Annotated in this window: 26 protein-coding genes; 5 read left to right on the top strand and 21 right to left on the bottom strand. The window is 33.6% G+C overall.

What is annotated here, in order from left to right; genetic code table 11:
- Positions 1-27: 27 nt before the first annotated feature.
- The 6 genes from QTL86_RS01375 to yaaA all read right to left on the bottom strand — a co-directional run bounded on the left by QTL86_RS01375 (position 28) and on the right by yaaA (position 5,370).
- On the bottom strand, positions 28-1,047 hold the full coding sequence (locus QTL86_RS01375) for a threonine aldolase family protein (RefSeq protein WP_127067427.1): 1,020 nt from the start codon (positions 1,045-1,047) through the stop codon (positions 28-30).
- Positions 1,048-1,172: 125 nt separating this feature from the next.
- A complete protein-coding gene (locus tag QTL86_RS01370) occupies positions 1,173-2,417 on the bottom strand; it encodes a HAMP domain-containing protein (protein ID WP_410496286.1) in 1,245 nt (414 codons plus the stop codon).
- Between the two features lie 161 nt (positions 2,418-2,578).
- Complete coding sequence (locus QTL86_RS01365; RefSeq protein WP_127067429.1) at positions 2,579-3,079, bottom strand: hypothetical protein; 501 nt, start codon at positions 3,077-3,079, stop codon at positions 2,579-2,581.
- Positions 3,080-3,173: 94 nt separating this feature from the next.
- Complete coding sequence (locus tag QTL86_RS01360; RefSeq protein WP_410496285.1) at positions 3,174-3,776, bottom strand: hypothetical protein; 603 nt, start codon at positions 3,774-3,776, stop codon at positions 3,174-3,176.
- Positions 3,777-4,027: 251 nt separating this feature from the next.
- The gene (locus tag QTL86_RS01355) at positions 4,028-4,342 is read right to left on the bottom strand and encodes a hypothetical protein (RefSeq protein WP_013658077.1); all 315 of its coding nucleotides are present in this window, start codon (positions 4,340-4,342) and stop codon (positions 4,028-4,030) included.
- 254 nt (positions 4,343-4,596) lie between these two features.
- Complete coding sequence (gene yaaA, locus QTL86_RS01350) at positions 4,597-5,370, bottom strand: peroxide stress protein YaaA (RefSeq protein ID WP_410496284.1); 774 nt, start codon at positions 5,368-5,370, stop codon at positions 4,597-4,599.
- Between the two features lie 123 nt (positions 5,371-5,493).
- Here yaaA and QTL86_RS01345 point away from each other — a divergent pair, with 123 nt between their 5' ends.
- Positions 5,494-5,952 (top strand): peroxiredoxin, encoded by a 459-nt coding sequence (locus QTL86_RS01345; protein WP_334290685.1) that lies wholly within the window; start codon positions 5,494-5,496, stop codon positions 5,950-5,952.
- Positions 5,953-6,026: 74 nt separating this feature from the next.
- On the opposite strand, the gene QTL86_RS01340 is transcribed toward QTL86_RS01345, so the two are convergent.
- The 3 genes from QTL86_RS01340 to QTL86_RS01330 all read right to left on the bottom strand — a co-directional run bounded on the left by QTL86_RS01340 (position 6,027) and on the right by QTL86_RS01330 (position 8,891).
- Positions 6,027-6,617 carry a DUF4358 domain-containing protein gene (locus QTL86_RS01340; RefSeq protein WP_410496283.1) on the bottom strand — a complete coding sequence of 197 codons (591 nt, stop codon included), beginning with the start codon at positions 6,615-6,617 and terminating at the stop codon, positions 6,027-6,029.
- 98 nt (positions 6,618-6,715) lie between these two features.
- Positions 6,716-7,342 (bottom strand): M23 family metallopeptidase, encoded by a 627-nt coding sequence (locus tag QTL86_RS01335; protein ID WP_410496282.1) that lies wholly within the window; start codon positions 7,340-7,342, stop codon positions 6,716-6,718.
- A gap of 154 nt (positions 7,343-7,496) precedes the next feature.
- The gene (locus tag QTL86_RS01330; RefSeq protein WP_410496281.1) at positions 7,497-8,891 is read right to left on the bottom strand and encodes a cation:dicarboxylate symporter family transporter; all 1,395 of its coding nucleotides are present in this window, start codon (positions 8,889-8,891) and stop codon (positions 7,497-7,499) included.
- Between the two features lie 174 nt (positions 8,892-9,065).
- Here QTL86_RS01330 and QTL86_RS01325 point away from each other — a divergent pair, with 174 nt between their 5' ends.
- The 3 genes from QTL86_RS01325 (at position 9,066) to QTL86_RS01315 (ending at position 11,795) form a co-directional block, all read left to right on the top strand.
- Positions 9,066-9,428: a putative ABC transporter permease gene (locus QTL86_RS01325; protein ID WP_410496280.1), complete on the top strand. Its 363-nt coding sequence runs from the start codon at positions 9,066-9,068 to the stop codon at positions 9,426-9,428.
- 354 nt (positions 9,429-9,782) lie between these two features.
- The gene (locus QTL86_RS01320; RefSeq protein WP_127067436.1) at positions 9,783-10,421 is read left to right on the top strand and encodes a hypothetical protein; all 639 of its coding nucleotides are present in this window, start codon (positions 9,783-9,785) and stop codon (positions 10,419-10,421) included.
- Positions 10,422-10,427: 6 nt separating this feature from the next.
- Entirely contained in the window at positions 10,428-11,795 is a 1,368-nt protein-coding gene (locus tag QTL86_RS01315; RefSeq protein WP_410496279.1) for a VanW family protein, read from the top strand.
- Positions 11,796-11,839: 44 nt separating this feature from the next.
- Here the strand turns inward: QTL86_RS01315 and QTL86_RS01310 are convergent, their stop codons facing one another.
- From QTL86_RS01310 to QTL86_RS01275, 8 genes are all read right to left on the bottom strand, one after another.
- On the bottom strand, positions 11,840-14,122 hold the full coding sequence (locus tag QTL86_RS01310; protein ID WP_410496278.1) for a carbohydrate-binding domain-containing protein: 2,283 nt from the start codon (positions 14,120-14,122) through the stop codon (positions 11,840-11,842).
- A 26-nt stretch (positions 14,123-14,148) separates the two neighbouring features.
- On the bottom strand, positions 14,149-14,829 hold the full coding sequence (locus QTL86_RS01305; protein ID WP_013658087.1) for a DUF4956 domain-containing protein: 681 nt from the start codon (positions 14,827-14,829) through the stop codon (positions 14,149-14,151).
- The gene (locus QTL86_RS01300; RefSeq protein WP_410496277.1) at positions 14,811-15,542 is read right to left on the bottom strand and encodes a polyphosphate polymerase domain-containing protein; all 732 of its coding nucleotides are present in this window, start codon (positions 15,540-15,542) and stop codon (positions 14,811-14,813) included. The genes QTL86_RS01305 and QTL86_RS01300 overlap by 19 nt, the downstream gene beginning before the upstream one ends.
- A gap of 215 nt (positions 15,543-15,757) precedes the next feature.
- Complete coding sequence (locus tag QTL86_RS01295) at positions 15,758-16,159, bottom strand: hypothetical protein (protein ID WP_243118612.1); 402 nt, start codon at positions 16,157-16,159, stop codon at positions 15,758-15,760.
- A 134-nt stretch (positions 16,160-16,293) separates the two neighbouring features.
- Positions 16,294-16,851 carry a PadR family transcriptional regulator gene (locus QTL86_RS01290; protein WP_243118613.1) on the bottom strand — a complete coding sequence of 186 codons (558 nt, stop codon included), beginning with the start codon at positions 16,849-16,851 and terminating at the stop codon, positions 16,294-16,296.
- A 144-nt stretch (positions 16,852-16,995) separates the two neighbouring features.
- Positions 16,996-19,464, bottom strand: coding sequence for a beta-mannosidase (locus QTL86_RS01285; protein ID WP_410496276.1), 2,469 nt, complete (start codon positions 19,462-19,464; stop codon positions 16,996-16,998).
- Between the two features lie 197 nt (positions 19,465-19,661).
- Positions 19,662-19,862 (bottom strand): cold-shock protein, encoded by a 201-nt coding sequence (locus tag QTL86_RS01280; RefSeq protein ID WP_242825805.1) that lies wholly within the window; start codon positions 19,860-19,862, stop codon positions 19,662-19,664.
- A gap of 210 nt (positions 19,863-20,072) precedes the next feature.
- Positions 20,073-21,125 (bottom strand): GDSL-type esterase/lipase family protein, encoded by a 1,053-nt coding sequence (locus QTL86_RS01275; RefSeq protein ID WP_410496275.1) that lies wholly within the window; start codon positions 21,123-21,125, stop codon positions 20,073-20,075.
- Between the two features lie 127 nt (positions 21,126-21,252).
- On the opposite strand from QTL86_RS01275, the gene QTL86_RS01270 reads away from it, so the two are divergent.
- Positions 21,253-21,990, top strand: coding sequence for an HAD family hydrolase (locus QTL86_RS01270; RefSeq protein WP_410496274.1), 738 nt, complete (start codon positions 21,253-21,255; stop codon positions 21,988-21,990).
- Positions 21,991-21,995: 5 nt separating this feature from the next.
- Here the strand turns inward: QTL86_RS01270 and QTL86_RS01265 are convergent, their stop codons facing one another.
- The 4 genes from QTL86_RS01265 to QTL86_RS01250 all read right to left on the bottom strand — a co-directional run bounded on the left by QTL86_RS01265 (position 21,996) and on the right by QTL86_RS01250 (position 25,587).
- Entirely contained in the window at positions 21,996-22,433 is a 438-nt protein-coding gene (locus QTL86_RS01265) for a hypothetical protein (protein WP_410496273.1), read from the bottom strand.
- 106 nt (positions 22,434-22,539) lie between these two features.
- Positions 22,540-22,944, bottom strand: coding sequence for a secondary thiamine-phosphate synthase enzyme YjbQ (locus QTL86_RS01260; RefSeq protein ID WP_127067443.1), 405 nt, complete (start codon positions 22,942-22,944; stop codon positions 22,540-22,542).
- A 239-nt stretch (positions 22,945-23,183) separates the two neighbouring features.
- Positions 23,184-24,212, bottom strand: a complete 1,029-nt coding sequence (locus QTL86_RS01255; protein ID WP_410496272.1) for a lysylphosphatidylglycerol synthase transmembrane domain-containing protein — start codon at positions 24,210-24,212, stop codon at positions 23,184-23,186.
- Positions 24,205-25,587 carry a radical SAM protein gene (locus tag QTL86_RS01250; protein WP_410496271.1) on the bottom strand — a complete coding sequence of 461 codons (1,383 nt, stop codon included), beginning with the start codon at positions 25,585-25,587 and terminating at the stop codon, positions 24,205-24,207. Before QTL86_RS01250 ends, QTL86_RS01255 begins: the two co-directional genes overlap by 8 nt.
- Positions 25,588-25,600: the final 13 nt, after the last annotated feature.

Genomic DNA, 25,600 nt, shown 5'->3' with positions numbered 1-25,600 from the left:
TGTAAAATACTTACTCATATTTTTATCTTATTGATTAATAAAAGCTATAAAGCGTTCTACTTCTTCTGGCTTAGTAGCCCATGAAGTTACTAGACGTATAACCGTATGTGTTTCGTCTTTTCTCTCCCAGAAAGAAAAATCAAATTCCTCTTTAAGCTGCTCTAAAAGCACATCTGGAAAAATGGGAAATACTTGATTTGTTACTGACTCTGTTAAGAAGCTATAACCTGCCGCTCTTATACCTTCAGCTAATTGGTTAGCCATTTGATTAGCATGGGCAGCTAAGTCAAAGAATAGGTCTTCTTTAAATAACTCAATAAATTGAATGGCTAATAATCTTCCCTTAGCAAGTAATGCTCCTTTTTGTTTAATATGGAATCTAAAATCGGCTTTAAGCTCTTCTTTAGTAATCACTAAAGCCTCACCCATTAATGCACCATTTTTAGTACCACCAATATAAAAAGCATCCGTTAATCTCGCACAATCTGCTAAGGTGATTTCATTGTCCTGGGCTGTTAAAGCAGAACCTAATCGTGCACCATCCATAAATAAAATGAGGCCATGTGCCTTACAAAACTCACTAAGTCCTTCTAATTCTTTTAAGTTATAATGTGTACCAATCTCTGTTGAATTAGAAATATACACGAGTTTGGGTTTTACCATATGCTCATCTGTATGTCTATCTAAAGCCTCTTCTATAAGTGCAGGTGTTAATTTTCCATCTTGAGCTTTCATTGCTACTACCTTATGGCCTGTAGCTTCAATTGCTCCTGTTTCATGAACATTAATATGTCCTGTTTCTGCAGCAACAGCTGCTTCATGAGGTCTTAAAAAAGCTGAAATGGCGGTTAAGTTAACCTGTGTTCCACCTACAAAAAAGTGAATATCGGCTGTGCCATCTTCTATTTTTTCTTTTAATAGCTTTTTGGCTATTTCTGTATAAGCATCTTCTCCATAACCTGACGTTTGTTCTAAGTTAGAGTTTACCATTGCTTTTAATATATTTTCGTGAGCACCTTCACTATAATCATTTTTAAAACTATACATCATTTTTCTCCCTTTGATTCTTTAAGTTTGTCATTGTGTCATAGCATTGGACATTTAATATTAATCATATAACAAAAGAAGTATCCTTTGCAACCTAACCTCCAAAAGATACTTCTTTTTATCTATTACACTTTTACCCGCGATACACTTTTATTCAAGCTTTCTGATTCTTGATTTAAACTTTCTGCCATAGCTGTAAATCCCTCTGATACAGCCATTTGTCTTTCTGTAACAGCTGCTAGATTAACGGTATGCTTATCAATAATCTCAAACACATGGTCTAACTCATATATTTTTTGCTTAATTGTACTTACATGAGTAGCCATTTGTTCAATAAGTTCCTCACTCACTTTGCACTCCTTCTTTTCTTTATCTACTTCAGCCACAACAATTCGCATATCTTCCTCTAAATAGGTAATAGCCAATTTAGCACTTTCTCGTTTATCTACTTGCTCATATGAAATAAGAGAAATTTCTCTGGTTGAATTTGTAATCTCTTCCAAAGCAACTAACCCCCTCTTGGAAGTTTCTAAGATTCTTTCTGCAATCATTTTTAAGCTAGTAGATGAAATAGTAATATGCTCAAACATCTGGCTAATACGTTCACAACTTTTAATTAGGTTTCTATTAATTTTGCCAATCTCATCTTTCCGATTGACATCTGCTTCTATTTTAAAATCACCTTTAGCTACCTTGTTCATAGTATTCATTAGCTTATCAACAGGTCTCAATACCCTTTTAAAGCCAAAATAGTTTAGTACTATACAAACCAATGCAGACACTACTGTACTTAATATAATGAGCCATCTAACCAAATATAAATCTAAATAAAAGAGAGCTCTTTCTATTTTATAGCCTACCATCCCCACTAGCTGTTGATCGGAATTAAATATTGGCAGTAAAACGCCACGTAGTATATTTTTATCATATTCATCATAATAGTCTTTAAAATAGAAAGGTTCTCCTATTTTTAATTTATTTAACACGCTTATAAATCTTTCTTTTGGTAAACGCTCATAACTTAATACAAAATTCTCTTTTACGCTATCAGATAAATAAACAAGATTTTGTTCATAGGTATTTATAGCAAATATATCTCCCCTCTCTATTAAGTGTCCTAATGTTGTTAAAACACGCTTAACTTCCTTATAATCCTCATTTTCTTTATCCTTTAATTGTTCAATTCTTTGAAGAGCATCACCATTTATCATGGCTTGCCCTACTTGGCTAATACCTAAAGCTTGTTTATATACACTATGTGTAGCATAGCTGTGAATACTTTCATAATAAACAATTCCAGTCAATAAGAAAACGGCTGCAATAATACATGAAGTCATTGCCGTTACTTTTATTCTCAAAGATACTCTCAAACAATCACATCCTCTTTACCTTACAACTTCCTTTTACATCATTTCTATCGTATAGTAAATCGAATTAACTGTCAATTTTTGAGAATTTTTGAATTTAAATCTATTTTATTAGACTATTGTTGGATTTTAAAATAACAATTTTCACATTAACTTCCTAGCTACTAAATTTGTGTATTGGTCAGCGTAATTATAGTAATTCTCAAATCTTGTATTTGCTTATCAAAAGCTTCAAACACTTCATCTTCTAAATTTAAAGTAAAAGGATAATTACTAAACTGTTCCTCAAATTGACTTGGCGTATATGGATTAACATCCATTCGATGATTATCCTCAAAGGTATAAATTAAATTTGTATCGTTAAAATAGAGTATATATAATTGATTTAAAGTATAAAAACGATAGAAGTTACAATAAACACCATACTTGAAAAATAACTTCTGCATTTGTTTAACTAACTGTAGCATCTCCTTAGCTGTATCACACTTTGTTTCATTCAACGCCCTAATTTCCTCTTTATAGCTCTCCAATTGGGCAATTTTTTCTTGATAAGTTGCAATAAGCGCATGCATCATCCCTTGTAAAAGCTGCTGATCCTCTGAATAGGTAGGTGCTTTATAGGAATTATAACGCTTATGTTCAGGGAATTGATAAAGTTTTCCCATTATACACCCTCCTTTAATAGTTTTATTCTAGTCCATTTTTTATTGCTAACGCTATATTAGTTTTAATATCCAGCTTCTTTATTTTTAGCTCTTATCAATATGTATTTTGTTTTAATTTAGTTTTATAAATCATTAACTTAATAAGACCATAAATCATGTAACCTATAAATTCAAATATTCCAACTAACATTAATACACTGGCACCTACAGTAAATTGCAGTACTCTAACCATTTTTTCATTTTTAAGTCCTACAGATAATACAGCTTCCTTCATTTGCTCATTATCTATAGTCGTAATAATAGTATAGCTTCCTGGCTCTTCGATAGTAAAATTAAAATACGATTCGCCTTTTTGACCATTTCTATTATAACTATAACTCAAATCTGCTGTTTCAACCTTTATTTTAGTCTCATCCTTCATCACTTCACATTTTAGTCCCTCTATAACTTCAGGTGCTTCATAATGCTTACCTTCAAATAAAGTATCTAATTCTAAATAAATCGTATATCGACCTGACTGTGTTAGATCAAGTATAGTAGTTCCCGGTACAAGAAAACTAGTTTTAGGTGGATCTATACTTCTTGCCTTGCCCTGATAAAACAAAAAAATACTTGTTACCGCACATAAAATAAAAACAATAGTAGGAATAATAAATTGCTTCTTAGATGGTTTGTATTTCTTTTCAAATGCGTTCATCTTACGCTCCTCTCTTCAACTACATTTATTATATATTATTTTCTTATTCTTTTCACTTATTTACACAAATACTGTTAATATTCCTATTAGCAAGGTATTTGTCACCATTGAAGAAAGTGCATTACCTTATTCTTCTTTTGATTCCACTACTTCCTCATCTTTGGGTTCTTCCTTTAAACACCCCAAAATAAAAAGATGTCCTTTAAAAGAACATCTTTTTCATATTTTCTAATTATATTTAATTTATTATTCTAATCAATAGCTTCTACTCTTACAATAAAATGGCCAGTGACATTTTTTACTTCTGATATATATAGGTTTCTATAAGCATAATACGGGGTAATCGTACCATTTTGGATATTCTCAAATCTTAGATCATCCTCTTTGTACGTATGATGTTCTTTTACATTAAACCTAATTTCTGTGTCAGTATCCGTTTTCGTAATGATATGCCAAAGTAATTTATCTTTATGCGGTAACTGATTAACACAAAAATTATTGCTATGACGACTTTCTTCACCTTGGAATGTCATTGGCTGGCAAGCAACTGTAGCAGCTTCACCCATATAACCACCTCTTCTCATCTATTTATTAATCATATTATACAAATTATTATATCATATTTTCTGTAACTTTTGAATATATGGATAATGTTTTTTTGTATTTTTATGTTTTCTTCTAATTATCATTTTCCCTTCACTTAATCATCACATTAAACCTTTATGATGTAATCCTAGATACTTAAGTTATCTATTTTTAACCCCATATAAAGGCCTTCCAACTCCCCTGGAAGGCCTTTTCCCTTTTCATCTTTTTCATTTTATTTATTTCTTGTAAATACTAAATGTTTCTCTGTAGATAGTGCTTTATTCCAGCTATATCCAGATTCTGAAAACTGCTTTAACTCCTCTACTTGTTCTATTTTATTTTCACAAATAAAGCGTAACATTTGACCTCTAGCTTTTTTAGCATACATACCTACTACTCTATAATTTTCTCCACTAGCTTCTTTAAAGCTCATTTGAATAACTGGATATTGTTTACTAATTGCTTTTAAGTCTAATACTTTACTATATTCTTCTGAAGCTAAATTGACCAAAAAGCCTTTTTCTTTTTGTCTTTCCAGCTGAGCTAAGACATATTTTGTTAAATCGTCTTTCCAAAACTCATATAAATTCTTCTTCTCTCCTACTGAAAGTGTTGTCCCCATTTCTAGTCGATAGGCTTGTATCCTATCTAAAGGCTTAATTAAACCATACAAACCCGATAAAATGCCCATATGATTTTGCATAAAGCTTATAGCTTCATGATCGAAGCTTTCTACTTGGAGGGCTTTATAAACCTCACCATAAAAAGCATAGATAGCTTCATAGCTGTCTTGGCTTGGATTAAAAAATGCTTTGTATCTGGCCTCATTTACTTCTGCTAAAGCCTCTGACATTTTCATGAGCTGCTTTAAGTCCTCTACGGTATATTGTGAAAGCTGCTTTACTAAAGTTCTAGTAGACTCGTGAAAAGTGAGTGGTACATAAGGCTTAAGAGATGTATTATCAGGTATTTTAAATGTTTTTGCTGGTGAAATAATAATATACATAGGCGCTCCTTATACTTTTTCTTTTATTTTACACACGATTCTCTTTACAAACAATACTTTTTATAGGATAATAATTATTAATTAGAACTTTATTACTAAGGAGGTTATATAATGTCAGATGTGATTTTAACAGAAGGTATGGTTGCTCCTGATTTTACTTTAATGGGTTCGGACCAAAAGGAGCATCGTTTAAGTGATTATTTAGGTAAAAAAGTTATTTTGTATTTTTATCCTAAGGATAATACACCAGGTTGTTCCAGAGAAGCGGAAGCTTTTCGTGACCACTTTAATGCCTTTGCTGATGCAAATACTATTATTTTAGGTATAAGCCGTGACACCCTTGCTTCTCATGATAAATTTATTGCTAAATACAATCTTCCTTTCGTGCTCCTTTCGGACAGCAATGAAGAGGTATGTAAACTTTATGATGTACTTAAAGAAAAAAATATGTATGGACGCATAAGTATGGGTATTGAAAGAAGTACTTTTATGATTGATGAAAAGGGAATTCTTACTAAAATTTATCGTAAAGTAAAAGTAGCAGGTCATGTGGAAGCTGTTGCTTGTGAGTTAGGACTATAAATAAAAAGCCATGGGAATCCATGGCTTTTTATTATCTCTATTTTTTACACCTATTCGTTTATATTTATTCTATATTATTTTGCTGATTCAAATTTTTGTACAATTTGATCTGCTTCTGGGCTAATAACAAATAAGATCATATTATCTTTTTGTGCTGTTTTATAGTTCTCAACTAATTCAAGCTGTTCTGGTAAGTAACTTTTCCATTGATCTACTAAAGCTTTTTGTCTTTTTTCTATACCAGCCATTACTTTATCAGCATCTTTAGTATCCTTTAATTCAAATACAGCAACCTCTGTTGCATGTACATTCATCATTGGCATTTGTACATAATAGCTGTTTAATAAGCTTGTATCAATACCATAAGTATCAGCAAACATAGTGCTATCCATAGCCATTCCTGCTGGCATTTCAATACCATCAACTGCTACAAAATAAGTTTCTTGGGCTGGTGTTGGATCTGTTTCTCCTGTCACTTCTTCTCCTGTCACTCCGCCTGCATTCTCATCTACCACTGGTGTTTCAGTTGGTGTAACTTCATCTACCGCTGGAGACTCAGTTGGCGTTACTGATGGTTGTTCTGTTTTTTGCCCACAACCTGTTAAAGCTGCACTTCCAATTACCAATGTCATGATTACTGCTAAAAGTTTTTTGTTTATTTTCATTTTTGTTTCTCCTAAAGTCAATTAATAATCTGCTAAACTTAACTAGCCATTAGTTTAGACGTATCCTTTTCACTTTAGGTTCCCATAAATTTAATTTTTTATCCCTGAATAACCAAAAAGCTTTCTTCATTGTTTTTCTGACTGATAGGCACTACTACTTCATCTCCAATAATGCCACTTGCTTCAAAAATAAAAGCAGGATCGATAGCTTGTCCACCAATGTAGTATTCAAAATGCAGATGCGGTGTACTACTGTCACCTGTGTTTCCTGTAAATCCAATAATATCACCAGCTTTTACATCATCACCAGCTATTACACCATAAGCACTTAAATGCATGTATCTTGCTTCTACACCATTGCCATAATCAATAAAAATCATATGTCCGCCGCCTTTAGTGACACCCTTTGAATCAGGTGCTGCTTTAGTCACTATGCCATCAGCACTTGCAAAAATAGGGGTTCCTTCAGCTGCTCTAATATCTATTCCTTGATGAAAATAGCCAATCCTAGATTGATTAAAAGGTGCTAGCACCTCTCCTTTTTGTTGGAGAGGACTTACTAGAAAGCCCGGTATCTGTATATAATCTAACTTCATTCCACTTGTATCTCTATAAACAGTTGTTTGATTGGTAGTCACTACTGGTGTTATCTCTTCTGCTTGCACCACTGTACTACACGCTAGAAGCATTAATAAAATACAACTTACTTTTTTAAACTGCTTCATGCTATAATTCCCCCTTTATTTCTACATAATTATACTATATCTTATATTTTTATATGAGTAAATATTTTGCAATGCAAAAAAGAAGAATTTTAGAACTTACTATTCTAAAATTCTTCCTTTTTAACTATTTCTATTTATCATTCTTTATATTCTTTTATTCATTCTTACTGAATATCTCTTTGTTTAATTTACCTTCTGTTTTTGCCACTGTAGTAGCACTAATAAGTGTCCCACTTACATTAACCATAGTACGTCCCATATCAATGATAGGGTCAACAGCAATAACCCCACCTACTAGTGGGAAATACGCACCCATTCCCATTCCTGATATAACCACAGATACCGCAATAGTAGCACTTCCTGGTAGACCAGCTATACCTAGGGAACTAATAGTGATAATAATGACTAACATCACATAAAAACTAAAGTCCATTGGTGTGCCTGTCATATTGGCTAACATCACTGTCATTAAAGCCGGATAAATACCAGCGCAACCATTCATACCCATATTGGAGCCAAGGCTTCCTACAAAGCTAGCCACTCCTTCATCCACTCCCACATTCTTATGAAGTGCTTCAATCGTTACAGGTAAAGTCCCTAAACTAGAGCGTGATGTAAAAGCAAGTACTAGCGGCTCTAATACATTCTTTGTATATTGAATAGGATTAAGACCATTCAATAGAGCTATTCCTAAATGAATCACAAACATAATGGCTAAACTTAAATAAATAGCTACTATAAAATGAAGCACTGAGCTTAAGGCTCCTACACCTCTTGCAGTAATTGTATTAGCTAAAAGTGCAATAACTGCATAAGGCATAAATTTAATAATCGTCATAGCTACACTTAAAATAATCTTGTAAAAGGCCTCTATCCATTTTACAAATGGCTCTATCACTTCCCCATGCTTTTTGCTCATCCTTCTAATAGCGATACCAATAAAAGCTGCAAAGATAACGACTGCAACAATATTAGCTTCTGCCATGGCTTTAACAGGATTAGCCGGAAGAAGTCCTCTAAAAGTTTCTACAATAGATGACATTTCACGTATTTCTGCATCTTGGATAACCACAATATCTCCTGAACCCAATCCAAAGATTTGTCCTACAATAACACCAATAATAGCCGCAATAACAGTGGTTCCTAAAAGCATTCCTATAGTCTTGGCAGTGAGCTTCCCAATACCTTCTCCTTGCATATTCATAATAACTCTCACAATAGATAAAAATACCAGTGGTACGACAAGCATCTTTAAAAGATCCATAAAACCATTCCCTACTAGCCCATACCAGCTAGATACTTCACTTAACCACACAATATCTTTTGGTATCTCTGGAAATCCAGCTACCCATTGAATAATAAGTCCAAGTACAAGCCCAATTATTGTACTTATAATCATGCGAATGGAAAACTTAATTTTTCTTTTTTCCATTTGTCTAATACCAAAAAATAAAATGATTAATACACCAATAAATGCCACTGTTAGTGGATTACTTAACAATAAAAACTGTGTCAAAAAAGTACTTTGTTCCATTTCTAGTTTCTCCATGTTGTCTCTGTTTTCTTTATTTATGTTTCACATATCCTTCTTTTATAACTTAAACCTTAGTATAAGTCAATACCTCCCCGTTCATACTAACTTTAACATTTCTTTGGAAGGAAAATTGATATGAAAACTTTTTTTAAATATTTTACCCTATTTAGTCTAGGTGGACTCTTATATATGATGATTGAAATCCTTTTTAGTGGAAGTACTCACTGGACTATGGGCATTTTAGGAGGCCTTTGCTTCCTTCTAATTGGTCTTATCAATAGCACCTTTAGTTATGATTTTTCCTTAATTAAGCAAATGGCCATGTCTGCCATTCTTATTACTGCCTTAGAATTTGTAGCTGGAGTCATCCTCAACTTAGGCCTACATCTTGCTATTTGGGATTATAGCCATCTTCCTTTTAACATATTAGGTCAAGTCTGCTTGCCCTTTAGCTTTATATGGTTCTTTTTATCCTTGCCTGCTATTTTTCTAGATGATTTTATTCGCTGGCAGCTTTTTGGAGAAGAGAAACCTCATTATAAATTATTTTAATTCTCGAATCTTATCATTTTTTTAAATATGTTGATATAAGATATTTAATATTATATAATATTGTATGACGTTAAATATCTTATTATTTTTATTAAGATTCTATTAAACAATGATGTAGAGGTACCTAAATGCTCTTTTTTTATCTACTAATAGGGACATGCTCAACTGTAATAATCATTAATGTTTTAATGTATTTCATTAATTGGTTATTACATTTTATAGATTATAAATTAACCCGCAAGGCTTATTATATCTTATCCGCCTCTCTGATTCTTATAGGAGGCATCCTATTAAACACTTACATAATACATATCATATTATAAATAAAATATTATAAGAGAAAGGGTCAACTAGATGGGAAAAATGATGTCTATATTGGAAAAGTATAAATTTGTTGAAAAAGATACTTCCACTACCGATGAAGAAGTTTCATCTTTCGCTACCTCTGAAGAAGCTGTAGAAGTAACGCCGGAAATTGAGACTGAAGAAACTATCAAAGTACAAGAAATAATAGAGGAGCCACCGACTATGCCAAACCCTATTTCTGAAGAAGATATCAAAAAAGCAGCTACTTATGACCGTCATTTAAGTATTAAAGAAATTTATACTAAGTATGACCTAGATACTGTTGCTGTTACAGATTCTGTTTACTTATTAGAAAACTTAATCAATGCTTTACCAGCAGAATTACCTGACTTTGTCAAGAAAACAACCGTCAATAATATCATTAAAGCCTCAGCTATGAATATTGATAAACTATTAGATGATGGTCATACACGTTCAACTAAGTTAAAAGGGTTTATTGATGAATATACTACTGCTAATCTTAATGATATTGAAAATCTTAAACAAGAGATTGATCGCTTAAATGCCATCATTGCTGAGTATCATCAACAAGTCCGCTTAAAAGAAAAACTCATTCAAGAAGAAACCACTTTAGTCGAAACTGAAGAAACTCGTATTCATAATATCTTAAATTTCTTCAAAAACTAGTTGCCTATGATAAAAAATAAAATTTACATACTTAAACTTCTTGTTTTGCAACTTCTTTGTGGTGGACTAGCTATTATTATAAGTGGTATCCTAGGTTTTTCTTCTATTTTTGCACAGTACGATGTAAGACTTTATAAAAATATTTCTATTAATAATATAGATATAGGTAATCAAACAGCTGAAGAAGCCATCACTGTTGTTAACGAGTATTATCTAAACCCTATTTTAGATAAGCAATTAATCTTAACATTAGGTGATACTCGTCTTCAGCTTTCTTTAGGCGATTTATTAATTGATACAAACTTGACGGCCATTATTCAGGAAGCCTTACACTATCCTAATCAGTTATCTTTTTTAGATAAAACAGCTTTATTAGAAGGAGAGGCCCCTAAAAACTTTGAAATCTCATTAAATTTTGATGAGCAAAAATTACAAACAGCTGCAATCAATTTGATTACTAGTCAAACTGTTGATTCTAAAGATGCAGCTATTCACATTACACCAAGCGGTGATATTAAGCTAACACCTCATGTTGCAACCATTTCTTTTGATAAGACTGCGCTTCTAGAAAAACTTCATCACTATCTAATGGACTATAAACAGTTGGCTGACATAACAACTATCGATATGAATTCTTTTATTTCAACAAGCAATCCTGATATTACTACGGAAGTACTAAAAACTGTTGATACCCTTGTCACCTCTTATCACACGCGTTTTACTCCAGGTACAGGTAACGCTACCAACATTATTGTTTGTGCTGCTACCATTAATAATATCCTACTGATGCCTGGCGAAACCTTTAGTTTTAATGGTATAGTAGGTAATACAACGCTAGATAAAGGCTATACCTATGCACCTGTTATTGCCAACTATCAAATGGTACAGGGTGTTGGAGGCGGTGTATGCCAAGTTTCTTCTACTTTATATAATGCCATCTTGCAAATTGGCTTACTTCCTACAGAAAGACTGCCTCATTCTAGGCCTTCTTCTTATGTACCTCTGGGACTAGATGCTACAATCAATTGGGATTCTATTGATTTTAAGTTTACTAATACCTTAGAATATCCTCTTTATATCGTCGCTTATACAAAAGATAATGAGCTTTGTATTGATTTATATTCTAATCACAGTTTATTAGATACAACTTATGTCCTTAAAAGTGAAGTTTACAAAGTTATTCCTTCACCTGTTCGTTATAAAAAAGATAGTTCGCTACCTAAAGGAACACGTTCATTAATTTCTTCTGGCTATAAAGGCTATAAAGTTAAAACTATTAGAGAAACCTATAATAAAGAACAGTTAACAGAATCTCTTATTATTTCTTGGGATACTTATGCAGCTGCACCTACGATATATAAAACAGGTAATTAATTAGTGTTAACAATAAAAGCAAGGACAATGGTCCTTGCTTTTATTTACTGTGCACTACTATTCTCACTTGGAGCTGTTGTAGTATCTACATTGCCTTCAGTACTTGGTTTTTCTGGTGGTGTTCCATTTGCACCTTTTTCCCCAGTAGGTTTCTCTGGTGGCGCCATACCTTCTGTAGTATTATCCCCTGTAGGCATTTCTGGTGGTGTCATACCTTCCTCACCTTGTTTTATTGTTCCTTCTGAAGGCATTGTACCTTCTGGCAAAGCTGGTCTATTACTCTCATCTGGTATAGCTGGAGGTGTAGTACCATCCTGAGTTGCAGCTCCTTTATCTGGCTTTTCACCTCTTCCACCTCCACCATTACCACCTGGTCCAAAACCACTGTTTCCTGTTGTCACACCAGATTCTGATAAATAGGTGACTATGTCAGTTGGTGTAAAGCTAACAGCCTCTCCTTCTGGTGTATAAGCAGCAGTTGTTTCATATAAGCCATTAGTAGCATTACCTGCAACGCTACCTCCTGCATAAAAACTATAGCTTTCTCCTGTTTTTATTTCAGGTGTAGAAATGACTACAGAACGGTAAGCTTTAGTAGGTGCAAAAGTCAGTAGAGCATTACCATTACTATCAGCTAAATGAATCATTTCTCCTGCCTGCTTATTGGCTGAATAAGTCATGGCTATACTTGGTTGAGTAGAACTACTTGAAGGTACTTGTGCCATACCTGCACTACCAGCAGCGATGAATACACCACCAGTTATATTAAAGCTACCATCATAATCTAATGCACCATTGCCATCATTGGTTGGCCCATTTACAACAACTGTGCCTCCTGACATTTCAATTGAACCATTTGCATCTAAACCATCACCTGAAGCATCTACAAAAAGAGTGCCTCCACTAATAGTGAGCTTGCCATCCTCTGTATTTGCAAAACTATTTTGTCCAGGTCTTCCATTAATAGCGGAAGCATCATTTCCTCCACTTATATTAACACCATCATCACTAGCCATTACGTTAATCTCTCCAGAAGTAATATTAATTTCACTACTTTCTAGTCCTTCGTAGCTCTTTGTAATAGTCAATTTTACTTCTCCTATATTTAGCTGGGTATCTGCATGAATACCATCATCTCCCGATGTTAGAGTCATGTCTCCACCACTAATGGCAATGGTATCATTGCTATGGATACTATCATCCGCTGTGTTTAATGTAAAAGTACCTCCACTAATATAAATAGCTTTGCTTCCTTTAATGCCTTTGTAGCTAGTTGATTCATCTGTATTTTCCGTTGTAGTAGTCGCTGTAATATCTTCTACTTGCGTAGCTGTCGTGCTGACCTTAGTTTGGCCCTTTCCCATAGGTCCAGCCACTTGATTTTGTTCTTGCTTTTTAACTGCATTAGCACTTCCTCCACCAGTTTCTACCGTATACGTTCCTTCTGCGATATAGACATTTGTTTTAGCTTGAATGCCATCAGCTCCTGCTACTATATTAAAGTTTCCATCTTCTATGGCTACAAACCCTTTTGTCTCATCTGTATCATTAGTGGCTTTAATACCATCACCTTTTGCTGTGATTTGAACATTACCTGTTTTTACGATGACAGCATCTTTCCCCATGATCCCATCATCAACTGCTTCTATTTGTAATGTGCCTTCCATTAATTTCAAAGTATCTTTAGAGGTAATGGCATTATTGTAATTGGCTATTACTTCTAAGCTACCTTTTCCGTTAATAGTTAAATCATCCTTGCTAAAAATAGTTGCATTAGGCTCATCACTACTGGCATCTTCTAATATATAGCTTTCTCCATCTGTAAAGCGATTGGTTGTCCCCTCTTCTAGACTTAAAACTACCTTACCGGCTTGTTTGACATAAACAGGAGCAGTTGTAGTGCAATTAATATCTACGCCATTTAAAACAAGGCGTACTGCTGCCTTATCTGCTGCATCTACTATAATACTTCCATCTGCTAATGTTCCACTTATTACGTAGGTCCCTGCTTTTTCAATAGTAAGCGTACTTTCCTCTACTTTTACACCATTTCCTTCAAAACTAATTTGGTCTTCCTTTAATTCAATAGTTGCTGCCACAGTATTTTCCCATGATGTATAGTAATCATCTTCTTCGTAGTTAACGACCTGAGCTATTAAGGATTCTCCTATGGTATTTTCTTTATTGGATTGATTTTCTTCTACTGTGAGTGTTTCTTGCTGCGTTTGACTAGCTATGTCTGTTTTTTTATTACTGCAACCTGTAAATAAACTTATACAAACTATCATGCCTAGCAAGCGTATATTCTTTCTTAATCTCTTATTCATCATACCACCTTCTCAATCAGTCTTATCTACAGTTCTTCCTTCGTTACTTTTGGCCTACCACATACAATAGGCAAATTACCATTTCTACAACGTAGTTCATCTATTAATTGTTTTTCTTTATTCTCTTCTTTTAAAGCAATCATGTAATGTAGTTCATACATACTACCTAAATTAGTCGTTTTTACTCTTTCTAAACTTACCTTGTTTGTAAACTTTGCAAATAGATCATCAAATATAGTGGTATAATCAATATTTTCTGGAATAGTTACCTTTAATTCTTTTTCTGGAGATTGTTTTTCTCCAAATTTTGTTTTAAATAATAGGAAGAATGCTATACCAATAATCACTGTCATTAATACCGCAAAGCTAACAAAGCCTACACCTGTAGCTAGTCCAATTGCCATGGCAAATACAATATAAGAAATATCCTTTGAATTACCTGGTACTGAACGGAACCTTACTAAACTAAAAGCTCCTAAAACAGCAACACTGGTTCCTAAATTACCATTAACCATTGCAATAATCGCTTGAATAAGTGCTGGTAAAATCACCAAAGATACTGTAAAGTTCTTCGTATATTTCCCATCTGACATGTAAACTAAAGCAATGATTACACCTAAAATCAATGCTATTCCTGTACAAATTAAAACGTTTCCTAATTGAAGTGTTCCTGTTCCTGCTCCTGTATCTAGTATGCTTGTAAGCATCTTTGTTCCCTCCTCATTTCTAATAAGCTTTGTTTATAAACATTTCCATACTTCGAAAAGGAAGTAGGATAAATTTCTAATTCTGATAACGTATGCACTAACCACAGTGGCATGGCTAAGGGTACCTTGATTTCCATTAAGTACTCGTTGTTATCTAAAAGAAAATCACCATAATCTCCTTTTCCTAAGCTTAGATCTCCCTGCCTACTTCTGATATGATGGTCAAAGGTAATACGAATATTAGAGTCCTCTTTACCAAAGTAAGCAATTCTGTCATAAGCTAAGTAAACCTTTGGAATAGGTTTATAAAATGCCATAAAGTAATCAATTTCTTTAAATATCTGATTCTCTTTTTTAGGCTTGATACCACTATTTAAGTAACGCTCTGCTTCTTCTAACGTTAAAGAAACTCTCCTTTTAAAAACAACCCCTTTATATTTCTTTTTAATTTCTATAAACACTGTATCCTTTTTATTAGGTCTACCATAGCTTCTCAGACGAAGCTTCTCTTTGTACTTAGGTTTCTCTATGGAAGTTCGAATGAGATCATAGGTAGGTGTATCATAGTAAATGTTACAAATAGTATGCATACCATATTCATCTTGAGCCATATAAGGTTCTATTGCTTTTAAGAGTGCTTGATATTTTTCTTTCGTTAGCAAGTACTTCTTTTCTACACGCTCAAAAACATAATTGGTTTTTGTACTAGCCATTGCTTTTCCTCCCTTTCCGTTTCCTATTGATTATTTATATCATAGCGCTTAGCTGACTGATTATGTAATGAGTATACTAGCCGTTCCTTAAATTAATCTTAAAGGTTTAGAAAAGTTTTTTAAGGTTATTTTCAAGTTAAAAAGGCATATTGCACAATTCCACGCAATACGCCCTAATTAATGAAAGCTATTCATTTTTATTTGTTACTTTAAAATTAAGCCTTGTTTCTAAATTCATCACTAACTAACCATGTTTTTCCTTCTTCCATATCTGTACTAAAGTAAAGTTGTCCGTTTTCTAATATATTTGCTTTTTTAATCGCTTTACAAATATGCCATAGACTTCTCTTATCAGTTGCTATTGCAAGTTTGATAATTCTAGGACTTAAATGCCTAATATGCTCTACAACCTTGTCTAACATCAATTGAGATACACTTGTTCCGTAAAAATCGATTAAAATCCTTCTCCTTTCTGAAGAATTTAAAATGAACACTTCTTCTCTTTCCATCATAGAAAACAAAGCTTCCCTATCATCATAATAGCTACCATAATGTATCCCATGAAAGTAACCACCTTTATAGTAATAAGGACTTAAAGCATTACTTGGAGATTTCATTAGCATAACATCACCTTTGACTTGTTAGACAAGCCATCCTTTCTTTGCCTTATATCCATCTAAATGATAACAATGTATTTCACAGCTATAATGCGATGAAACAAGTATAGAACGCCTGGCTCCTAATCCATTCATTATTCTACCTCTCCTTCAATTAATTCAGATAGTTGTTTTTGACTCCGAACATGGCGGCACCATCGAATTGTTTCCTGTGTTATACAAATGCCATAGTAAAGAGTAGATAGCTTATAGTAAAAGCCATCCTTATTTTCTATCTTATCAAAATCCTTTTCTAGCGCTTGAAGTTTATTCAAATAATTAATGTTATTCATTTCGTGTTCCAGTAATTGATGTTCACGGATTTCTGGTGGCAATTTATCAAAAAAGTATACTTTAGCTAAATGCGTGTTTGTTCCATCAAGTATATTTATAGGTGCTGAAAGCCACTCAAAGAAATGCTGTTTTCCCTCCTCTGTAATATGATAAAATATTTTTCGTCTACCCCCTTGAGGTTGCTCGTAAGTAGTTAAATGCCCATTTACAGTTAGCTTTTTCAGTGCAGGATACAGACTACCAAAACTAGCCTTATAGAAAATACCAATACCATTTTCTATAAGCTTTTTTATATCATAGCCTGTTAGATCATCTTCTAGTACCATACCTAAAACAATAGACTCTAGAATCTTAAACACCTCCTCTAAATATATCGTATAGATATATTGTATACTCAATTATCTAATTTTTAAAGTTATATTTATTTTTAATTTTCAATTTATTATTTGTGCATTGAAAAAAGACAAACTGCAACTACAGTTTGCCTTTCTTCACTTTGTTGCTTACATTAAATCATATACACTAGTAAGCTTGATTTGATCTTGTAGCATTTCTCTTGTTATATCATTATCTAAGTCTGCTTTCATCAACTTAACTTCTTTGACTATATTAGGATATACATCAAAATAGTTATCTTCTAATATCGTATCGATTTCCTTAAACTCAATTCCTACACGTCTTGCAAATACATCACTTTTTACTTTTATTCCGAAATGGTCTTCATATTCTACTATATCAACTTTTAACCCAGGCTCCTTAAATTCAAATTGCTTAGGCTTAACTAATAATAATGTATCTGAACTAATACATACTTTATCACTGTAGAGCTTATAAACAATGTAGATATTTCTTTCATCACTTCTATTAGTAATATACTGCTGATACGGAATGGTTATCATATGCCTTACTGATAAGCTCTCAGCTGTTACTCCAAATACTTCTTCATGAAGTACTCCTTTAGTTTGATGTACAATCTGACAACTTACTTCTCCCTTAAACACCTCTAATGTATCATTAGTAATGTATAAGCTGCATCCTCCCTCTTCTGCTTTAGCAGATATAAGCACTGGTGCATAAGCCCTTTTTACATAATATTGAGATGCCTTCCATCTTCCAAAATAGTCTATAGTTGCCCAAGAAGCTACTGGCCAGCAATCATTTAATTGCCAATAAGTAGATCCCATACATCTACCACGATTTCCTCTCCAATGTTCGATAGCAACTTTTAAACAATCTCCTTGTAAAATTTGTGATGCATATAAAGTCATCTCAAAATTCTTTGGGTATGGATAGTATTGAGCCATATAGTACATTATTGTTGCATTCCCATGACCATTATCAATACATTTTTGATGTTGCTCCATAACTGGAGAATATATATTAAAGTCCTTTTCTTCTGCAAACGTTCTAATGGTCTTCATGCTAGGAAAGGATTGAAAACCATATTCACTGGCAAATCTAAAATACTGATTTTCAAAATCCTCAAACGGCTTCTTACCATGCCATACATCCCAATAGTGTGCATCTCCTTTATCCTGTGCGCTTGGCTCAAAAAATCCGCCTCCTGAAGAAGGAGAGGATGGCCAATAAAATCTTTGTGGATCAAACTTTCTTACCATTTCTGGAAGTATTTCTTCAAACATTTTAAGATAATCCAATCTCAGCTTCTGGTCTTCAGGAAGTCCCCAATAGCACCAAGCTGATTCCATTTCATTATTACCACACCATAATCCAAGACTTGCATGATTTCTTAGTCGTCTAATATTATCTTCAAATTCAGCCATAATATTGTCTTTAAAGTCTTCTGTTAAATTGTATACTGCACAAGCAAACATAAAATCTTGCCATACAATAAGCCCTAGTTCATCACATAAGTCATAAAAATAATCTTCTGCGTAATAAGCTCCACCCCAAACACGTATACAATTAAAATTTGAACGAATACAAGTCTCTAATATTCTTCTCGTTCTTTCTAGTGTATTTCTTCCCATCAAATTATCTTCTGGAATATAATTGGCACCTAGCGCAAAAATACTCAAGCCATTTATTTCAAAACAGAAACCTTCCCCCCATTGATCCTTTTCCTTCTTAATCCTTAAGGTGCGCAGACCTATTCTTTTCCTTAAAACATCACACTCTTTATCTTCATTCTTTAAAATAACCTTAACTTCATAAAGTGGTTGCTTACCATATCCATTAGGCCACCATAGTTCTGGATTCTCAATATTTATATTAAATGCTGTTAAGTCATTTGCTGCCTCGTATGTATGAGCAACCATCTGCCCTTTAGCATCACTTATTTGACATTCAACAAGTAATTCCTTTGAAGTAAGCTTTTCTATTTCTACTTCTATTCCTAGCTTTACACCATCAGTACTATGTTGTTGTTTGACATATAAATCTGTCAGTCTTGCCTCGCTATATGCTTTAATAGCAATCTCTCTAAAAATACCCATATCAGGAAGTTGTGGTCCCCAATCCCACCCAAAGGCGCAGTGAGCTTTTCGAATATGTTGATAACCTGGGACTGTACTTGATACTCCCCATAAGGATTTTTCTTCATCCTTTTGCTTGATGTATTGAAGTGGTGAATCAATAATAATATGAATCTCATTCATTCCAACTTCTAGTATACCTTTTACATCAAATTCATAAGTTCTATGCATATTTTGAGTTTTTCCGACGCTTTGCTTATTAATAAAAATCTCTGCTATCGTATCAATTCCTTTACATTCAAGAACAATTTTATCTTGAGTCAATAATGCTTCTGAAACCTCAAAGCTTCTCTTGTATTCATAATCTAATTCTGATAAGGCCTTTACTTCTTCCTCATTCTCACCATAAAAAGGATCTTTCATCTTGCCTAATCTGAGTAAATCTGTATATAAAGTGCCTGGTACATAAGCTTCTAACCAATCCTGATCTTTTCGGCTTTTAAATTGCCACTTACCATTCAATTCTATTCCTTTCATGCTAATTCCTCCTTAAAATGTATCTATAATTAAATTTTATAATAGCTTTTAGCATGAAAATAGCATCATTCTATTCAGAAATCGTAAAAATATTCATTTATATATTTTAGGACTTTCATCTATTAGATTTCTCACCTCATAAAGAATATAGCAAAAAAAGTCCAAGGGACTAATCCCTTGGACTTTTAGTTCGCTAATTAAGCTCTTGTAACGTTTTCTGCTTGAGCGCCACGGTTACCTTGAGTAATTTCAAAGTTAACTTTTTGACCTTCTTCAAGAGTTTTGTATCCGTCACCTTGGATAGCTGAGAAATGTACGAATACATCATCTCCATCTTCTCTAGCGATGAAACCAAAACCTTTTTCTGCGTTGAACCATTTAACTGTACCTGTCATTATGCGGTACCTCCTATTATGAATAATTGTTGTAATGGATATAAACAAAAATTCACGCATTGTTAGAAATCACATATATACGTCTTAATCATATATATTATAATCTCTAATAATGCGTGAAATCTATAAACATATATCAAGTACGTTTTTATTATATACGATTTCCATACAACTGTCAAACTGTTATTTTATTTTTAAATAAAATCTTTTTATCTATGTCCAACTCAGTAAACCTTGAAGCTTATTTATAAGTTGCTCTGCCATCTTTTTTTGTGTAAGCATGCTAGGATGCCAATCTGTACCAATTCCATCACTTTCTTCTTGTAAACGAAAGGCCATAGTAGCTATACATTCATCTTTTTCTTCTTTTTTAAAACGTGCTACTTGAGCTTCTATTTCAGGATATAAGTCTGCCCCCATAACTCCCAAAGTACAAACAATATAAGCCTTAGGCTGTTTTTCTCTTATACGTTTTAAAAACTGATAATAACCTCTTCCAAAAGCAGCTATACGATCTGGCTCATGCTTAGTATAACTCGCATCATTGGTTCCTAAATTAACCACTACACAATCTGCCTCAAAACGCTTACTATCCCATTTCTCATAACTTTCATGCCCTAGTGACTTTTCTAAACTTAAATCTGTATATTCATAGAGCTCTGGCATCAAACATTCATCATTGATTTCACCTGTTTCAGTCCACCCTGATATAATACCATTACCACTCCAGGAAACAAGATGATAATCCGCTTCAAGTACTCTGGCTGTAGTAGCTGCATAAGCTTCCCATGGATTTTCTTCTCTTGTGTTAAAGATAGACTTGTTCCACTCTCCTTCAATCCCATAACCACAAGTAATGGAATCACCTATAAACTCTATCTTTCTTGCTTTTGGCCCGATAGGTCTTGGCACATCATTTCCTTCTATATCAATTTCTTTAATCCCCACCTTGGCAAAAGCCGCTTCAGATAACTTGATTAAACTTATTTTTACAGACTTCACTTCCTCTGATTCATAAAGGACATAATCGGCCTCTATTTCCTCTAAGACAAAACGTTTATATAGTTCATCATTGACGAAAACAGCCACTACTGCCTTTAAATCACTTCCCCATGCATTACTGTTACTCCATAAACGTGCTTTTACACTTCTAGCTGCGCAAGTAAAAGCTATCCCTGTACAAGAATAGCCAAGATAAAGCATTCCTGCCTTTGTTAAAGTTCTTCCATATATACTCACATTATTTTCAGTTGGTTGATATTTCATTCCCTACATCCTCATTCCTTTAAGATTAATCCCTTACTACTTTACTATTTCTTTAATCCTTTTTAATGTTGATAACTTTTCATTTTATAACTATAATAAACTCAGAATATTCACAAAGGAGATTTATATGTACAAACACTATCTTTTTGACTTATATGGTACTTTAATTGACATTCATACTAATGAAGAATCTTCACTACTTTGGCAAAAGCTTAGTTCTTTTTATGCTTTTAATGGTGCTCTTTATACAGCTACCACTTTAAAGGATGCCTACATAGAAAAAGTAAATATCTATAAAACTAAGCAAACACATACACCTTATCCTGATTTTCCTTTAGAACAGGTATTTAGAGATTTATTTCTTGCTAAAGCAGTCATACCTTCTGCTGATTTAACACTTTCGGCTATGCAGTTCTTTCGGATTCTCTCTACTAAGTATGTTAAGCTCTATCCTAGTGTTCATGAATTACTTAGTAGCTTAAAAAAAGCTGGCAAGAAACTTTTTGTACTTTCCAATGCCCAACGAGAATTTACCTTAAAAGAAATGCGTATCTTAGGTATTGAAGATTATTTTGATGGTATTTATTTTTCTTCAGATTACTGCTGCTGTAAACCCGACTCAGCTTTTTATGAAATACTTTTAAAAAATGAGAAACTGCTTCCTCAAGATTGCTTAATGATTGGTAATGATTATAATGCTGACTGTGAAGGTGCTTATAATAGCGGCATAGCTTCACTTTACATCCATTCTAATTTATCTCCTCATTATCCTAAAGACTTTCATGCGCAATATAAGGTATTAAGAGGCGGCCTTACTAAAGCCACCTCCCTTATACTTAGTAAAATTGAGGGCATAACTGAGTGACAGTCCTAACCATTATCCTTTTCATCATTAGGTGCATCTATATTTTCCATAAAATAAATACCTTCTGTTAAATTAGAAGGATAAATAGGTGTCAGTTCTCCTAATAGATCTTCTATATAGCCAGGGCAAGTCATTTCTTTTAGAAGATTTTTGCCTTCAAAGAGTGCCTTGGCCTCTTCAATATAATAATCATCTACTGCATTTTCTTCCATTAGATTAAGTACATCACTTACTAAAAAAATCTGACAGCCTCCTGAAATAGCACCAATATTCGTGTAAATTTGTCCTATTTCAGTAGGTGTCATAGTCTCATAAACCAGTTCTTGCTCTTCACAATAATCATCTAAGCTATCATTATCTACTTCCAAGCAATATTCAAGAACATGTTCGCTATCTTCAAACCCAATAAGCTTTTGATCTGGGGAAAGTACTATATATTTCATCTAAAAACCCTTTCTCATTATCTATGCTGTGAAACTCTTGCCTTTATTATGAGGATAACGGTTTAGAATTATGCAGCTTGCCCCATCACTTTGTTTTTGCTTATTCTTAGCCTTCCATAATTTTCACATAAAAATGGCGTACACGAGGACCGTCAAATTCACAAAAATAAATACCTTGCCACGTTCCTAAGATAAGTTCACTATCATGTACGATGAGTGTTTCACTACTTCCTACTGTACTGGCTTTTAAATGTGAATGAGAATTCCCTTCATAATGAAGGTACTCTTTGTCTGTAGTAGGATAAGCCTTTTCAAAACCATAAATAAGATCTGTTTTGACATCGGGGTCTGCATTCTCATTAATGGTAATCCCCGCAGTAGTATGAGGACAGTAAACAACTACAATCCCTTCTTTTACCCCACTTTTTTCTAAATCTTTTTTTACTGCACTTGTAATATCTACAAGCATCTGTCTACTCGTTATCTGTAGTTCATGTTCAAATAAATTCATCCTTTCCACTCCCTTGTTACTATTTTTATTATTATACACCTGATAGAAGGATTGCTGACATAGATTTTCTTATATAATTTCAATGAGTAGACAGCTCCATATCCTATTGCTTATTAACAACTACCATTCTCACCTAAGTATTTTCTTTTATAAAGTTAGCAAAAAATAAGAAGGATGCCTCATCTTAAAAGACTTATCATCCTTCTCTTTTCTATATAACTTAATTGATATTTATAATTTTAAGTTTCACAGGGTTCCCCCTCTTTTATTTTATTGAATCGCCTCATCATGACTACCCCTATTCCTATTAAGAAGGGTAAATAATAACTAGCCATTCGATAAAGTAGCATAGTAGAATCAGTGGTTAACTTACCAAATAAACTGCTAAATAGCATTAAATAAACCAGTTCACTAGATCCCATTCCTACTGGTGCTGGTATGACGCCTACTAATAAATTCATTGCTGAGGCAAGTGCCATTCCTTCCCAAAAGTCTATAGGTGGCATTTCTCTAGTCATGCTCCAGTAAGCAATATAAGGAATTATATACCAACAGCTTAATTTAATTAAATTAAGTAGGGTACAAATAATAAGTCTTCCTTTCGCCTTAAAGAAAGTACGGCTCTCTTTTTCTAAATCTACTAAAAATGCTTCTACCCCTTCGTAAAGTTCTATTTTATTAATAGCTTCCAGTCCTTTACGAAGCAGCCACAAAATGAGCTCATGAAATCTTTTCCAAGTACATGCCAGTACTAAACATCCAATAATAACGAGATTAAGACCATATCCAAAATAAATATACCCTGTATAGGAATGGGCTAAGTGTTGCTGCCATCCTGAAATAGTTAGACTCATATATAAAAGCACGCACAACTTATGCAAGGCATAATTTAAAGTTAAAAAGCTTCCACTGATTCCAAGTGGTATTCCCTGCTCATTTAGCATATACATTTGTGCCACCTTTGTTCCACTTCCAAAGGTAATCCCTTTATAAAAAGTAGCATACCATACAGTTAAAATGCCTTCTTTATAGGTATAGGTAGACCTATGTTTTTTAGCAAATATAGCAACTAAAATACCATCGCATATGACATAGGCTATTCCTAATAAAGCAATGAGTAGAATTCCTCCTAATGCCGCTGTTTTAAGTTGTAAACCTATTTCTACATATGTATCTTTAAAAAACAAGTAGATTAAAAGAAGCATAAGACTTGTAAAGCCTATGATGCGTATACCTTTGTACCCTGTTTTCACTTCTTTACTATCCACAAGTATTTCCCTGCTTTTTAACTTTTGCTTTACTTGCTAAATTTTCCTCCCACAATGGCTCTGCACGTTTTGCCCAAGTCTTACCATACTCTATGGTCTTAGCTACTAAATCATCCACATCTTCTGGATTAACATATTCTGTAGATTTAGCACCAGAAGCTTTCACCATTTCAGCAATTTTAGGCGCATTGTCTAAGATAGGACAAGGTCTAAATTGATTGTCATTGAAAGGTTGATTCTTTTGATATTCTCTAAATAAAGGTTGCCCTAAAGCTTCTATTAGCGATACCTCTTTAATGTTAGCATTTGAGTAATGACAAAATACGCAAGGCTCCACATCACCATTAGCATTAATATGACAATAACGTCTACCGCCAGCTACACAACCACCTACATATTCTGCATCATGCCAAAAATCCATATTGAAAATAGGCTTCGTTTCTCTCCAGTGACGAATGGTACGATAAAGCTTTTCTCTTTGATCAGGCGTAGCCATTAAAGAGGTATCTGTACCACATCCAATAGGCATAAAAGTAAAGTACCAAGAAAAATAAGCTCCTCTATCAATCATCATATCAATAAATGCTTCTGATAAAACACTATCGCAGTTAGCTGTTGTAAAGCAAGTTGAAAAGCCAAAAGGCACACGGTTATCTCTCATAACTGCCATAGCACGTTTAATATCTTCCCATGAACCTTTACCTCGTCTACCATCTGTAGCATCATCAAAACCTTCAACACTAATAGTTGGTACAATATTACCTACTTCACACAAAGCTTTACAAAACGCTTCATCAATAAGGGTACCATTAGTGAAAATCATGAAAACACAATCATTATGCTTTTTAGCTAATTTTAAAATATCTGTTTTCCTAATAAGCGGTTCGCCACCTGTCATGATATAAAAATAAATGCCTAATTCTTTTCCTTGAGTGAATAAGCTATCTAACTCATCATAGCTTAAATTAAGTGCTTTATTATAATCTGCTGCCCAACAGCCAATGCACTTTTTATTACAAGCTGTGGTTGGATCAATAAGCAAGGTAAACGGAATATCATGCCCATATTTCTCCCTATTTTTCTCTATTTCTTCCCATCCTTTAATAGAGGCATTTAACAAGAAATTACTAAAAATAGTTTCTAAAATGTGAGGATGTACTTCTTTGGTCAGCTTAGTCATAAGCTCTACCCAGTTATTATCTTCTTCCTTAAGAAGCTCCTCTACCATATCAAATTGGCTAGTATAAAGCTTTCCTGTATCCACCTTTCGTAATAAAGAAACAATACTACTTAAATGCTGTTCCGGATCCTTCCTAAGATAACCTAATAATTGTTTTAATACAGCTTTTTCCACATGATACTTTACGTTTAACATTTAATCCGTCCTC

The sequence above is a fragment of the Cellulosilyticum sp. ST5 genome (assembly GCF_046529625.1).
Taxonomy (GTDB): domain Bacteria; phylum Bacillota; class Clostridia; order Lachnospirales; family Cellulosilyticaceae; genus Cellulosilyticum; species Cellulosilyticum lentocellum.
The sequence above is the reverse complement of the archived record's forward strand: the minus strand, read 5'-3'. Positions and strand labels throughout refer to the sequence as shown.